Below are 14,971 nucleotides of genomic sequence, written 5' to 3'. Positions count from 1 at the left end.
CAAAATTTTTTATGGGCTACACCAGCCTCCACCCTTAGTTATTCACATTCGCTTTCCCATTACATTTAACCATCAACAAAAACATATTTTTGGCCCTTAATTCTTACCTATATGCGTAACCTCTTGTCAGTAGTTACAACCCTGCTGCTGGTAACCTTGCTGGCTGCCTGTAACAGAAGCGTCGTGAATCTTGATTATACCAATGCAAAAGATGAAGTGACGCCTCTCGGTAACCTCGTATTCCGTTTCGACAAATCACTGGTCCCTGATTCCCTGCTCAACCGCTGGGATTCCACTGAATACATTTCTTTCTCACCCAAAATACAGGGCCGCTTCCGTTGGGATGGCCCGGACCAACTGGTGTTCTCTCCGGCGCAACCATTGCCGCCGGCAACCAGTTTCACTGCATCCCTTCAAAACGATCTCCTGCAATATTCCAAACTCGGACGCATAGGTAAGGCCGATGTGAAGTTCTCCACGCCATCACTTAAACTGGATAATTCCAATGTTACCTGGGTAGTTGATGGTAATGCTTCCGCCACACCGCAGGTAGACCTCTATTTCAATTACCTGGTGAATCCCAATACCATAAAAGATAAACTGAAACTTACTCTTGGTGAAAACCCTGTGAGCTATTCCGTGATCACACTCAGCAACGACAGCCGCATTAGTCTGAAGTTGCAAAACCTGAAAATGGAAGACAAGGACCTGGAAATAAAACTGGCGCTTGACAAAGGCCTGGTTCCCGAAGGAGGTTCCAATGGCACGGCTGCCGTGATCGAGAACAATATCTTCGTTCCATCTCCCTACAACTTAACGGTGAACGATGTGTCGGCCGAGCATGATGGCTCCGGTGGTATCGTATATGTGCGCACCAGTCAGCAGATCCAGATGGCGAACCTCGCGGCTTCCATCAAATTCAATCCTGCCGTGAAATTCACGGTGGCGCAAACCGATGATGGTTTCTCCATCAGCAGCGATGAGTTCAATTCCGATAAATCTTACACCATCACCCTGCTCAAAGGCATGAAAGGCCGCATCGGAGGAACGCTCCGTGAGCAATTCGACGGCAACGTAGCTTTCGGTGAACTGGAACCCGGCGTCAGCTTCACCAATAAGAAAGGAATGTACCTTTCCTCCAAAGGCAATCAGAATATCGAAGTGCGCATCACCAACGTGCAGAAAGTAAAAGTGACCATCTCAAAAATTTATGAAAGCAATATCCTGGTAGCGCAACGTTATGGATATTATCCGCAGAACCGTGGCGGTTACAGTGAATATGATGATTATTATTATTCGGATTATTCCAATAATCTCACCATGGGTGATATCATCTATGAAAAGGAGATCGAAACAAGATCATTGCCGAAATATGGCAATAGCCGTCTTTTCAATTTCAATATCGAAGACAGGCTGCCGGAGCTCAAAGGCATCTACCATATCATGATCCGCTCCGGTACTGATTACTGGGTGAGCGATAGCAGGTTGATCTCGAAATCTGATCTCGGTCTGATTGCAAAAGAAGGCAATGGCAAGATCATCGTATTTGCCAATTCCATTCAAACCGCACAGGCTGTGAATGGCGTGAATGTGGTGGCTTACGGAAACAATAACCAGGTATTGGGTACTGCCGCTACCAATGCGGAGGGCGTGGCCGAGATCGCTTTGAGCAGGAAAGAGTTTGCTGGTTTCAGACCCGCGATGATCGTTGCGAAGACTGCAGAAGATTTCAACTTCCTTCCTTTCAATACCACAGCAGTGAATACCTCGCGCTTCGAAGTAGGCGGCAAACGCACCAACAGCACAGGACTGGATGCATTCATCTACCCTGAGCGCGATATCTACCGTCCGGGCGAAAAAGTGAATTTCTCCGTGATCATCCGCGACCGTCAGTGGAAATCTCCCGGTGAATTGCCGGTGAAGCTGAAATTCCTGATGCCCAATGGAAAAGAGATGAAGAGCTTCCGCAAGTCCCTGAACAACCAGGGATCGCTGGAAGGGGATATCGAAATGCCGGTTTCGGCCATCACAGGTAACTACGTGCTGGAAGTATATACCAGTAATGATGTGCTGCTTGGCAGCAAGGCTTTCAATATCGAAGAGTTTGTACCTGACAGGATCAGGGTGAATGCCACACTGGATAAATCACCGCTGGCGCCGGGTCAGACCGCAAACCTGGCCATCAATGCGCAGAACTTCTTCGGGCCTCCTGCAGCCAACAGGAAGTATGAAGCAGAAATACAGGTTAGATCGAAATATTTTAGTCCGAAGAAATACAGGAACTATGATTTCGGGATCCAGAATATCGGTGTGTCGCTGGATAAGGATGTGAAAGAAGGAAGTACCGATGGAGAAGGCAATGCTTCCGTTTCGTATTCCGTTCCTACCATGTTCCAGAATGCCGGTGTATTGCAGGCAACCTTCTACACCACTGTGTTTGATGAAACCGGCAGGCCTGTAAGCAAGATCACCAGCACGGATATCTTTACACAATCACAGTTCTTCGGGATCGGTGGGGATGGTTACTGGTACTATCCGCTGAACCAGGCCATCCGCTTTCCGCTGATTGCGCTGGATAAAAATGAGAACCTGCTAAGCGGCGCCAAAGCACAGGTGAAAGTGATCAAGAAAGAATACAGGACCGTGCTCACCAAAGACGGTAATTATTTCCGCTACACTTCACAGCGCGATGATAAAATTGTGGCCGATCAACAGATCTCTGTAACCGGCGATCAGGCTTTTTATAATTATACGCCCCGCTCACCGGGAAATTATGAACTGCGCATATCCATCCCCGGTGCATCGGCATATGTTAGCAAAAACTTTTACAGTTATGGTTTTTGGGGGGGCGATAATAATTCTTTTGAGGTGGACACAGAAGGTAATATCGATATTGCCGTAGACAAAACCAGCTATCAGACCGGCGAGAGCGCCAAAGTGCTTTTCAAAACACCGTTCAGCGGCCGTATGCTGGTGACCATGGAAACAGATCATGTGATCTCGCATCAATATGTAAATGTAGAAAACAGGACAGCTTCCGTTGATCTCAGGATCACCGCCGAGCACCTGCCCAACGTATATGTAACCGCCACCCTCATCAAGCCGCATGATATCAGCGAGATGCCGCTCACCGTGGCGCATGGCTTCCAGAGCCTGCGCGTGGAAGAAGCCAGCCGTAAGATCCCTGTGAAGATCGAAGCGCCGCAAGCCACCAGAAGCCGCACACACCAGGTGATCAAAGTGAAAGCTGCACCAGGCAGTATGGTTACACTCGCCGCCGTTGACAATGGTGTATTGCAGGTAAGCGATTTCAAAACGCCCGATCCTTACGGTCACTTCTATGCGAACCGCGCCCTGGAAGTGAATGCATATGATCTCTATCCATTACTCTTCCCTGAACTGCGTGCGCGCTTAAGCAGCACCGGTGGTGACGGAGAAATGGACATGAACAAACGCACCAACCCCATGCCGGCCAAACGCGTGAAGATCGTTTCTTACTGGAGCGGTATCAAACAGGCCGATGGAAGTGGTGAAGCCAGCTTTGAATTCGATATACCACAATTCAGTGGCGAAGTGAGACTGATGGCAGTAGCCTACAAGAATGAAAGTTTCGGTAGTGGTGAATCCAATATGAAAGTGGCTGATCCGATTGTACTCAGCACTGCATTGCCAAGATTCCTCACACCAAAAGATACAGTTATTGTACCTGTTGTTATTACTAATACCACTGCCAAATCCACAACTGCTTCTGCTACACTCACAGTGAGCGGGCCTTTACAGGTGGTGGGCGATAAGAGCCAGAGTGTTTCTCTCTCCGCCAACAGCGAGAACAGGGCTGTGTTCCAGGTAGTGGCTGCGCCCAGTGTGAATGTGGGTAAAGTGCGCGTAGATGTACAGGGACTGGGAGAGAAGTTCTCCGATGAAACGGAGATCAGTGTGCGTCCTGCTTCACCATTACAGGTACAGACGGGAAGCGGATCTATATTGAATAGTAATGTGCAGCGCCTAAATATTCCGCTGAATGATTTCATGCCGGGCAGTACGGATTATTCGCTTGTGATCAATCGTTCACCGGCGCTTGATCTAGGCAAACAATTCCGTTACCTGGTGCAGTACCCTTACGGATGTACGGAGCAAACTGTTTCTGCAGCCTTCCCGCAATTGTATTACAGTGATCTGGCCGAACAAATGCAGATGAAGAGCAGTGTTGCTAAATCCAACGCCAATTACAATGTGCTGGAAGCGATCCGTAAGATCAAGCTCCGTCAATTGTACTCCGGCGCCATTACACTCTGGGATGGAGAAGGGACCGAGAACTGGTGGACCAGCGTTTATGCTGCGCATTTCCTGGTGGAAGCGCAGAAAGCGGGATTCGATGTGAACAAGAATGTTCTGAGTGGCGCACTGGGCTATATCAACAACAAACTGAAGAACAGGGAAACCATCGAATACTATTATAACCAAAGTCAGAAGAAAAAGATCGCCCCTAAAGAAGTTGCTTACTCCTTATATGTACTGGCGCTGGCGGGCAAGCCCAATGTGCCGGTGATGAACTATTACAAATCCAATCCGCAACTGCTGAGCCTGGATTCCAAATACCTGCTTTCTGTAGCCTATGCCATTGCGGGGGATAAAGCCAAATTCAGGGAATTCCTGCCCGGATCATTCACTGGTGAGATCTCTGTAGCCCAGACTGGTGGCAGCTTCTACTCTGATATTCGCGACGAAGCCATTGCGCTCAGCGCATTGATAGATGCCGATCCCGGTAATGCGCAGGTAGGAGTGATGGCCGGTCATGTTGCCAACCTGATGAAAGCACGCAGCTGGTACAGCACGCAGGAATGTGCGTTCAGCTTTATTGCGTTGGGTAAGATGGCGAAGGCCGCCAACAAATCCACTGCAGTGGCGGAGGTGAAAGTGAACGGAAAAGTAGTGGGTAAAACGAATGAGAACGGCGCAATCAGGCTCAGTGCTGCGCAGCTCGGCGGAACCAATGTGGAGATCGTAACAAAGGGCGAAGGCAGATTGTATTACTTCTGGCAAAGTGAAGGTATCAGCGTAAGCGGTACTTATAAGGAAGAAGACAATTTCATCCGCGTGCGTCGCAGCTTCTATGATCGTTATGGCCGTGCAGTAAGCGGCAATACTTTCAAACAGAACGACCTGGTGATAGTGAAGATCACACTGGAGAAAGCATATTCCGGGTCCATCGAGAACATTGCAGTATCCGATCTCATCCCTGCAGGATTCGAGATCGAGAACCCACGCACGAAAGAGATCCCCGGAATGGACTGGATCAGGGATGCATCAACGCCAACGGCATTGGATGTACGGGACGACAGGATCAATCTTTTTGTTGATCTTTACAATCAAAGACAAACTTATTACTATGCGGTACGCGCCGTATCGCCGGGCGTATTCCATATGGGCCCTGTAAGTGCAGATGCCATGTACAACGGAGAATTTCACAGCTATCATGGCGCCGGCAGCATCAGGGTGACGCAATAAATTACAATTGACAGACGCGTTACGACCATTATTGACCACGTACGCCTACAATATCTTAGGCTCCCTGCACGATGCGAAAGACATCGTGCAGGATGCCTATCTTAAATTCATGCAAGCCAATACGGAGCAGATCGAAAACAAGAAAGCCTATCTTGTTCGCACCGTCATCAACCTGTCAATCAATCTAAAGAACCGCCAGCAGAAGCTGATCGACAGTTACCCGGGAGAATGGCTGCCGGAAATGGTAGCTACCGATACTGCAGATGCCAGCCTCAATACAAAAGAAGTGTTGAGTTATTCCCTGCTGGTGCTGCTGGAAAAACTCAATCCCAAAGAGCGGGCCGTCTTCATCCTCAAGGAAGCATTCGATTATGAGCATGAGGAGATCGCACAGGTGCTGGAACTAACAGTGGAGAATAGCCGGAAACTGCTCAGCCGCGCCAAATCCAAACTCCGAGAACCCGCCCCACAGGCGGATTCTACCATTCCTGCCGATTATATTTCCAAATACATGGAAGTGATCCGCAATGGCGATACCTCAAAGCTTGAACAACTGCTGCACAAAGACATTGTTGTGATCTCCGATGGCGGAGGGAAAGCTGTGGCCTTCAGAAATCCAGTGGCGGGCATTCCAAATGTGAGCAAACTCCTCATGGCCATCAAGCACAAATATTATATCGAGTTCCACGAAGTACAGAAAGAGATCAATCACCAGCCTGCCCTCTTTTACTATCAGGGTGATGAACTGGTTACGGTTATGGTCTTTGTGATCGAAAATGGCCAGTTGCTGAATGTTTACTTCATGCGTAATCCAGACAAACTCAAAATCTTACAGGAAAGTTTTTAGAAGCTGTCACGTTCCGCAATACTTGTTTGTTATTATATCAAACAAGTAAAAAATTATCATATGGAACGTATTGGTTATAGCGAATTGCCCAGGGGAGCATACGCTGCACTGGCAGGAATTCAGAGTTATGTTGATCATTCCGGCCTGGATCATTCCCTGGTACACCTGATCAAACTTCGTGTTTCTTATATCAACAGTTGCGCTTACTGCATCGATATGCATTATAAGGATGCTATTGCCGCGGGTGAAGATGCAAAGCGTTTGTATTCCTTACCAGCCTGGAGGGAAACGCCTTACTACACCCCGCAGGAGCAGGCTGTACTGGCATTTGCAGAAGAGCTCACTTATTTGCCTCCTAACAAAAATGCCGATCATATCCACGAAGAACTGAACAGATTTTACAGCAAGGAAGATATCGTGAATATCACGATGGCTGTTATTGCCATCAACCAATGGAACAGGTTTGTGCGTTCCACCGGACCAACACCTGGCGTTTATCAACCCGGGGATCATAAATAATGTGAGACGCTGCCCGGCCGCGCGTTGGGGGATGAGCGACCGGCAGCCTTGCATATCAGTTCACTACGCGGTATACAGGGTATTGCATATGCCCTGGCTCGTACCAGGGTGAATTTTTAAAGATGAAATCGAGCTGCGCGAAAGCGCTTTTCCCAAAGGCCGTATCCGCGGCCTTTTTTTCATTCAGTCTTGTTCTCAGTTCCGGATGCTCTTTGAGATAATCTGCTGCCTTGTCTTCAAAAGCATAACTGCTGAATCCTTCTTTCTGTGACAAGATACCATCGAAGAAATTCCAGGCGAAATAGGAATCCGGCGCCTGAGGCTCCAGTACTTCCACCAGGAAACGGTTGCCCGCCTGGTCTAACGGTATATAGTAATCGCCCTTGCGGAATGTTTTGGTGAGGTTGCGGCTGCTGATCTTTACTTCACTATTGTTATGGTGCAACTCGTAGGGGCGGGAGGAAGCGGTATAGCTTTCGATACGGTATGCTTCCACGTTGATGGTGCTGTCATTGGTGAGACGGCGCATTTTGATGCGGTTCAGTTTCAGCAACCCGATCACTTTCCACCAGCCCTGCGGAATGATATATGCTTTAGGTTTTTCCACCGTTGTTTTTACATTGTATTGATGGAAATAGGGAATTTCTTTTGTCCAGGGCTTGGTGCGATCGTAATACAAGCGGGGGAGGCCGGAGACCTCGCTGCTCTTCATGCCTGAGCCATATCCTTTGTAAGTAACGGGGATGGACACCTGCTTATCTGCCTGCCAGGCGATAGGGAAGGAAGACTGTATTGCGGTTGCCTTTTTCGTTTGATCTCTCAGTGTTTTTATCTGTTCACTGTATTGGGATGTGAAGTTGATAAAGCATTGCATGAGCACATAAGTGGCAGCTACCCGTTGCAGATAGTTTTTGAGCATATGCGTTTCCGGCACAAAGGCGAAGCTATGCCAGAGCGTTGCGTAGCCGCTGCTGTAGCGGGGCCCATCGAAATAGGCGTTTAGTCCTTCTTCCGGAGTTTTACCGGCGAAGTCCACATAAGGCACCATTTCAAAATCCTTTTCCTTCATCTCTTTATATAAAGCTGGCTCGAAAGTATTGTGCAGGAATTCTCCCATGGCGCCGCCGAGTTTGTTGTGCTGCGAGCTGAGTAACGTCATGATATGCTGGTAGTCGGCGCCATTGCTCACATGATTGTCTACAAATACATCCGGATCGCAGTTATGGAAGATCTCTGCGAAGGAGCGTGCTTCTTTGGAGTCGCATTTGATGAAATCACGGTTGAGGTCGAGGTTTTGTGAATTGCCGCGGGAGCCGAATGCATCGGGGCCGTTCTGGTCTACGCGATAGTATTCGCTACGGTTGAGACATCCGCCGATATTGTAAACTGGGATGATGGCGAGTACTACATTGGAAGGAAGGCTTGCTTTATTGGTAAGGATGTCGCGGGCCAGCAGCATGCTGGCGTCGATCCCATCGGGCTCGCCGGGATGGATGCCGTTATTGATGAGGATGATGCGTTTGTTCTTTTTGCGGAGGCTGGCCAGGTTGGTGTCTTTGTCTTTGGACAGGATCACGAGGTGCAGCGGAAAGCCTGCATCTGTTGGGCCCATAGTGAGCATTTGCACTTCAGCGAATTTTTGATCGAGTTGTTTCCACCAGGCGATGATCTGTGGGTATGTGGGCGTTTCTTTTCCGTTTGTTTGCTCAAAAGTTGTGGTGATGGGCTGGCTCATGACCAGATGTGAAATGAAACAGGTGATTAATAGCAGTGTAGATTTTCGCATAGTTGACCAGGTTGGAAGATAAAAATAGGAAAGCGATGGGAACAGGATGCAGAAAAAATGGTGAAGGGTAATAACGAAGGAAGATAAGAGGAGGAGCAGGCCGAAAACGAAAAAGTCCCGCCTTGTCAGCGGGACTGATATATTAAAATACGTTCGATAGCTTAGTTTGCCAGAGCGTTCACGTTCTTGGCGAGCTTACTTTTCAGGTTAGCTGCTTTGTTACGGTGAATAACGCCTCTTTTTGCGAGCTTGTCGATCATGGATGCCACTTCAGGCAGTTGCTCGCCGGCTTCCTTACCTGTTTTCAATGCCTTCAGGTCACGGATTGCATTGCGGGTGGTCTTTCCGTAATATTTATTTCTTTCGCGACGTTTTGCGGCCTGACGCACATCTTTTTTGGTAGCCTTATGATTTGCCATTTCGTTTCTAAAATTAAGGACGGCAAAGGTAAGAGTTGAAGGGATACTAACCAAACAAGTTTAATAAAAAATTGTCGGGCTTTTTTCCGGAACTTATCCGGGATTAAGATCCAAACTTCAGATCCTTAGCCATTTACCGGGTGATAAATGAGCGGCAAAGGTAATCAAAAAATGTTGTTACCAGCAGAAATTTCCTGTTCGGAGAGCCGCCAGTCGCTCGCCTCCGGCGAACACCGCGTCGCCAGAGGCGACTGAATAAAGCTCACTCGCCGGAGGCGAGCGAGTGGGCTCCCCGAAATTCTAAGATGGAGTCACTCGCCGGAGGCGAACCCCTGGCGAACCCCCTGACTTTGTTAATACAATGGCTACCAATGAATGCTTCAAATCTGCTGAAATGTCACGCCAGCGGCCATTTCAGCCCACGGCCTGATTATTGCCTTAACTTTAATGCAAAAAATAACCTGATCTCCTGTTAATCAGACCAATCGTGGTTATATTTGTAGCCCGAATTTTAAACATTTAGATTCAACCGCTTCTTCATGAAGGACTTTTCGTATATCACTAACTCTCATCCTGCCTTTATTGAGAGCCTATACCAGGATTTTTTGAAAAACCCAGAAGGTGTAGATCCCGAGTTCAGAAAATTTTTCGAAGGTTTTGATTTTGCTGTAGCTGAAGGTAAAGCCGGCTCTAACGGACACGCTGCCAATGGCGTAGCCACTGAGGCAGGAACAGCAGGTACTGGTATCGACTGGAAGAAAGAAGTCGGCGCCTACCGCCTCATCCTCGGTTACCGCAACAAAGGCCATCTCATTGCCAAAACCAATCCCATCCGCCAGCGCAAGGATCGCGGCGCCAACCTGGAATTGTCATTTTACGGTCTCTCCGAAGCAGACCTCGAAAAGTCCTTCCAGGCCGGTAACCTTATCGGACTGGGCACAACCAGCCTGAAGAACATTCTGGCACACCTGCAGCAAACCTATGCCAACCATGTGGGCCTCGAATTCAAATACATCAGTGACCAGAAAAAAGTAGACTGGCTCACCAATGAAATGGAAAGGAATTTTGCGAAGCCACTTGGCCTTCCGCAGAAAAAACGCATCCTGGAAAAACTGAACCAGGGCGTGATGTTCGAGAAATTCCTCCATACCAAATATGTTGGTCAGAAAAGATTTTCGCTGGAAGGTGGCGAAACCACCATTCCCGCTCTCGATGCCATTATCAATGCTGCTGCCGACGGCGGTGTGCAGGAAGTGGTGATCGGAATGGCGCACCGCGGACGTCTCAACGTACTGGCCAATATCATGGGCAAAACCTATGAGCAGATCTTCAGCGAATTTGAAGGCACTGCAAAAATGGACCAGACCATGGGCTCCGGCGACGTGAAATACCACCTCGGCTACGGCAGTGAAGTGAATACGCCCGAAGGCAAGACCATCCACCTCAAACTCATGCCCAACCCATCACACCTGGAAGCGGTTGATCCGGTAGTTGTAGGATTCGCACGCGCAAAAGCCGATGTGCTTTATGAAAGCGATTACGATAAGATCCTCCCCATCCTGATCCACGGCGATGCAAGTATCGCAGGACAGGGTGTAGTTTATGAAGTGGCCCAGATGAGCGACCTTAAAGGTTACTACACCGGCGGCACACTTCATTTCGTGATCAATAACCAGATCGGTTTCACCACCGATTTCGATGATGCAAGAAGCTCCGACTACTGTACCTCTCTCGCCGCCATGATCCAGGCGCCGGTGATGCACGTGAACGGAGACGATGCAGAAGCAGTAGTGAAATGCGCAGAGATCGCCATCCGTTACCGCCAGGAGTTCAATGAAGATTTCTTCATCGATATGGTATGTTACCGTAAACATGGTCACAACGAAGGCGATGATCCGAAGTTCACACAACCCGGTCTCTATGCATTGATCGATAAACACCCCAATCCCCGGGAAGTTTATACCAACTTCCTGCTGGAGAACGGTGAGGCCGATGCCAAAGACCTGGCGAAAGAAATGGAAAAGAAATTCTGGAGCGATCTCCAGGAAAGACTGGATGAAGTAAAACAACATCCGCTTCCATATCATTATCAGCAACCCGAGATCTGGTGGAAGAGCCTGCGAAAGGCCACTACCGAAGATTTCGACCAGAGCCCCGATACAGCTATCAGCCAGGAGAGCTTCAAAAAGATCTTCGACGCACTCATGACCTGGCCTGCCGATTTCAAACCACTGAGGAAAGTGGAGAAGATCATCCAGGACAAGGTGAAATTATTCACTGAAGAAGGAAAGATTGATTGGGCCACTGCAGAGTTGCTCGCTTACGGAAGCCTGCTGGCGGATGGAAACGATGTGCGCATGAGCGGACAGGATGTTTGCCGCGGCACTTTCTCTCACCGTCATGCTGTACTGAGGGACGAGAATACTGATCAGTCGTATAGCCGTCTCAGCAATATCCCCGGCGCTACCGGGAAATTCAGGATCTACAATTCACTGCTCAGCGAATACGCTGTGCTCGGTTTCGAATACGGCTACGCGTTAGCCAATCCCAACAGCCTCGTACTCTGGGAAGCGCAGTTCGGAGATTTCAGCAATGGCGCTCAGACCATGATCGATCAGTTCATCTCTGCCGGTGAGCAGAAATGGAACCGCATGGATGGAGTGGTAATGCTGCTGCCCCATGGTTATGAAGGGCAGGGCCCTGAGCACAGTTCCGCCCGTATGGAACGATTCCTGGCAATGGCTGCAGAGTTGAATATGGTTTTGACCAATATCACCACCGCTTCCAACTTCTTCCACGCGATGCGCAGGCAACTGGCATGGCCATTCCGCAAACCATGGATCAACTTCGCTCCCAAAGCGAACCTGCGCCACCCAGGCACTTATTCCAAAATGGATGAGTTCCTGAACGGAGGTTTCAAAGAAGTGATCGACGACAATTTTGTGAATGCAGAGGAAGTAACCAAAGTCCTGTTCTGTAGTGGTAAGATCTACTACGATCTCCTGGACCGTCAGCAGAAAGAAGGTAAGAAAGATACGGCCATCATCCGCCTGGAGCAATTGTACCCGCTGCCACTGAAACAACTGGAAGCCCTGTATGCGAAATACAGTAAGGCCACCTGGTTCTGGGTCCAGGAAGAACCGCTGAACATGGGCGCCGCCAGCTTCCTGAAAATGAACCTGACCAGCATCAACTATGGTGTGATCAGCCGTCAGCCAAGTGCGGCTACAGCTACCGGTTATGCTAAAGTGCATGCGCAGGAACAGGCAGAGATCATCGATACAGCCTTTTCAATTTGATTGATCAACACTACAGATACAGATAATACGAAACAAATTTTATGATCGATATTAAAGTTCCTACAGTAGGCGAATCCATCAGTGAAGTAACCCTTTTGAAATGGGTGAAGAAAGACGGGGATTATGTAGAGAGAGATGAAGTGATTGCAGAGCTGGAAAGCGAGAAAGCGACTTTTGAAGTAAATGCCGAGAAAGCAGGTGTGCTCAAAACCGGAGGTGCTGCCGAAGGTGATACCCTGAAGATCGGAGACGTGCTGGCCACCATCGATGAAACAGCTGCGAAGCCTGAGAAGGCCGAAGCGCCCGCTGCTGCTGCTTCCAACGGAAAAGCTGCCGAAGCCGCCGCTCCCAAAAAAGAAGCCGCTCCCGCGCAAAGCGCCGCTCCTGTTGCTTCCGTTCCCAATGATATCAAGGCTACACCTGTTGCTGCTGCCATCATTGCCGACAAAAAAGTGGACCCCAAATCTGTTACTCCTACCGGCTACCAGGGAAAGATCATAAAAGACGATGTGCTGGCAGCACTCAGCAATCCCGGAAAAGTTACCGGAGGCAAAGCGCTGTTCAACCGCGATAAGAGAAGTGAAAAGATGAGCCAACTGCGTAAGACCATCTCACGCAGGCTGGTGGAATCCAAGAATACAACCGCCATGCTCACCACTTTCAATGAAGTGGACATGACCAATATCATGGCGATCCGTACCAAATACAAGGACAAGTTCAAGGAAATGCATGGCGTGGGCCTCGGTTTCATGAGCTTCTTCTCCAAAGCATGCTCCATTGCATTGCAGGAGTGGCCTGCCGTAAATGCCTATATCGATGGCGATCAGCTGGTGTACCATGATTATGCCGATATTTCCATCGCTGTATCAACACCCCGCGGTCTCACGGTGCCGGTTATCCGTAATGTGGAAAGTCTCAGCATGGCCGATATCGAAAAGAAAGTGATTGAACTGGCCGGTAAAGCCAAAGACAATAAACTCACGATGGAAGAGCTCCAGGGCGGTACGTTCACCATCACCAATGGTGGGGTGTTCGGTAGCCTGATGAGTACACCTATCATCAATCTTCCTCAGTCTGCTATCCTGGGTATGCACAAGATCCAGGAGCGCCCAATGGCCATGAATGGCCAGGTGGTGATCAGGCCGATGATGTATGTAGCATTGAGCTATGATCACAGGATCATCGATGGCCGTGAGTCTGTAAGCTTCCTGGTTCGCGTGAAGGAGTTGCTGGAAAATCCTGAGCAACTGCTGATCGGAAAAGATCCGGTGAAGAGCTTGCTGGAACTGTAAGTTTATTAGTGATAGTAAAGATAATCGAAGGCGGAGCTGAAGCTTCGCCTTCTTTTTTGAAATAGCATAGTACTTTTGCATCCATGAGGTATTACTCCCATCTCCAATCCGCCCGGCAGATCATTGAAGGCTATAACGGAAAAGAACCTTTCCACCGGTATATCCGCGCCTTCTTTGCGCAGCATAAGAAATTCGGGAGCCGCGACAGAAAGCAGATCTCCGGATTGTGCTACGCTTACTGGCGGTTGGGAGGATCATTGAAAATACTTTCTATTGAAGACAGGATACTCGCAGGACATTTCCTTTGTATCAATCCTACTTCAGAAAATGTTTCCGATCCCATCCTCGAACAACTCAAACCGGAATGGAACACAGCACTTCACCTCAGCATCGCTGAAAAATTCACATTGATCACCGGCGATGCCAATGCCTGGGAAAAAGCAAACACAACCATTTTTCCCTGGCTGGACCAGCTCAGTGGGACTATCGATCCAAATCCATTCACGGCCTCTTTATTTATGCAACCTGATCTTTTCCTGCGCGCGAGGCCAGGTAAAGAGAAACAAGTAGCCGATAAGCTTACAAAGGCAGCAATCAGTTACCAACAAATTACACCCGCTGCCTTTGCAATACCCAACAGCTCAAAGATCGATGAAGTGATCAAACTCAATACAGAAGCTGTTGTGCAGGACCTCAGTTCACAACAGGTACAGGAGCTCATGCAACTGGTGCCTTCAACAAAGGCTGGTATCAGGCTCTGGGATTGCTGTGCGGGTAGTGGCGGGAAAACTATTCTGGCTTTCGATACCTTCAAAAAGCTGACTATAACAGTATCGGACAAACGAGAACAGATACTGGTGAACCTGGCAAAGAGATTCAACGAGGCGGGGATCGGGCAGTACCAGTCGTTACTGGCAGATATGGCTATTGGCAGCGGTCGTAATCCTTCCAAATACAATTATGATCTCATCATTGCCGATGTGCCCTGCAGCGGATCGGGTACCTGGGGGAGAACACCGGAGTGGTTGCATTTTTTCGAAACTCCTTCCATCGATACTTATTGCAGCCTCCAAAAGAAGATCGTTATCAATGCGGCCCCGCATGTGGCGGATAACGGCTATTTCCTGTATATCACCTGTTCTGTGTTCAGGAAAGAGAATGAAGAAGTGGTGGAACATATCCTCGCCAATACTGGTCTGGAACTGGTAAAAATGGAAGTGTTGAAGGGATACCACAGGAAAGCAGACACCATGTTTGTCGCACTCTTCAGGAAACCATAGGAACAGCCGGAACGGCTGGAT

General features: G+C 48.8%; 8 protein-coding genes. 6 read left to right on the top strand and 2 right to left on the bottom strand.

The features are described 5' to 3' along the window. The first annotated feature begins 111 nt into the window (after positions 1–111). From D9Y29_RS07330 to D9Y29_RS07320, 3 genes are read left to right on the top strand one after another with little or no spacing between them, the layout of a single operon-like run. Positions 112–5,508 (top strand): alpha-2-macroglobulin family protein, encoded by a 5,397-nt coding sequence (locus D9Y29_RS07330; protein ID WP_127126528.1) that lies wholly within the window; start codon positions 112–114, stop codon positions 5,506–5,508. 7 nt (positions 5,509–5,515) lie between these two features. Further along, positions 5,516–6,355: a sigma-70 family RNA polymerase sigma factor gene (locus tag D9Y29_RS07325; protein WP_127126526.1), complete on the top strand. Its 840-nt coding sequence runs from the start codon at positions 5,516–5,518 to the stop codon at positions 6,353–6,355. Between the two features lie 60 nt (positions 6,356–6,415). Beyond that, positions 6,416–6,874, top strand: a complete 459-nt coding sequence (locus D9Y29_RS07320) for a carboxymuconolactone decarboxylase family protein (protein ID WP_127126524.1) — start codon at positions 6,416–6,418, stop codon at positions 6,872–6,874. A 55-nt stretch (positions 6,875–6,929) separates the two neighbouring features. Here the strand turns inward: D9Y29_RS07320 and D9Y29_RS07315 are convergent, their stop codons facing one another. Together D9Y29_RS07315 and rpsT are read right to left on the bottom strand one after the other, a co-directional pair. Beyond that, positions 6,930–8,660, bottom strand: coding sequence for a M14 family metallopeptidase (locus tag D9Y29_RS07315; protein WP_127126522.1), 1,731 nt, complete (start codon positions 8,658–8,660; stop codon positions 6,930–6,932). A gap of 161 nt (positions 8,661–8,821) precedes the next feature. After that, positions 8,822–9,079, bottom strand: coding sequence for a 30S ribosomal protein S20 (rpsT, locus tag D9Y29_RS07310; protein ID WP_127126520.1), 258 nt, complete (start codon positions 9,077–9,079; stop codon positions 8,822–8,824). Between the two features lie 539 nt (positions 9,080–9,618). Between rpsT and D9Y29_RS07305 the strand changes: the two genes are divergently transcribed. From D9Y29_RS07305 to D9Y29_RS07295, 3 genes are all read left to right on the top strand, one after another. Continuing rightward, positions 9,619–12,378: a 2-oxoglutarate dehydrogenase E1 component gene (locus D9Y29_RS07305; RefSeq protein ID WP_127126518.1), complete on the top strand. Its 2,760-nt coding sequence runs from the start codon at positions 9,619–9,621 to the stop codon at positions 12,376–12,378. Between the two features lie 41 nt (positions 12,379–12,419). Further along, positions 12,420–13,670 (top strand): 2-oxoglutarate dehydrogenase complex dihydrolipoyllysine-residue succinyltransferase, encoded by a 1,251-nt coding sequence (gene odhB, locus D9Y29_RS07300; protein ID WP_127126516.1) that lies wholly within the window; start codon positions 12,420–12,422, stop codon positions 13,668–13,670. A gap of 83 nt (positions 13,671–13,753) precedes the next feature. Continuing rightward, entirely contained in the window at positions 13,754–14,950 is a 1,197-nt protein-coding gene (locus tag D9Y29_RS07295; RefSeq protein ID WP_127126514.1) for an RsmB/NOP family class I SAM-dependent RNA methyltransferase, read from the top strand. Positions 14,951–14,971: the final 21 nt, after the last annotated feature.

Origin of the sequence: Pseudoflavitalea rhizosphaerae (assembly GCF_003991355.1) — a bacterium.
Taxonomy (GTDB): Bacteria; Bacteroidota; Bacteroidia; order Chitinophagales; family Chitinophagaceae; genus Pseudobacter; species Pseudobacter rhizosphaerae.
This window is presented reverse-complemented; position numbering and strand designations above follow the sequence as displayed.

What these genes read in the sequence shown, in the direction of transcription:
- D9Y29_RS07295 (WP_127126514.1), top strand. Translation starts at nt 13,754, where the DNA reads ATGAGGTATTACTCCCATCTCCAATCCGCCCGGCAGATCATTGAAGGC.
- D9Y29_RS07305 (WP_127126518.1), top strand. Translation starts at nt 9,619, where the DNA reads ATGAAGGACTTTTCGTATATCACTAACTCTCATCCTGCCTTTATTGAG.
- D9Y29_RS07330 (WP_127126528.1), top strand. Translation starts at nt 112, where the DNA reads ATGCGTAACCTCTTGTCAGTAGTTACAACCCTGCTGCTGGTAACCTTG.
- D9Y29_RS07315 (WP_127126522.1), bottom strand. Translation starts at nt 8,660, where the DNA reads ATGCGAAAATCTACACTGCTATTAATCACCTGTTTCATTTCACATCTG.
- D9Y29_RS07320 (WP_127126524.1), top strand. Translation starts at nt 6,416, where the DNA reads ATGGAACGTATTGGTTATAGCGAATTGCCCAGGGGAGCATACGCTGCA.
- odhB (WP_127126516.1), top strand. Translation starts at nt 12,420, where the DNA reads ATGATCGATATTAAAGTTCCTACAGTAGGCGAATCCATCAGTGAAGTA.
- rpsT (WP_127126520.1), bottom strand. Translation starts at nt 9,079, where the DNA reads ATGGCAAATCATAAGGCTACCAAAAAAGATGTGCGTCAGGCCGCAAAA.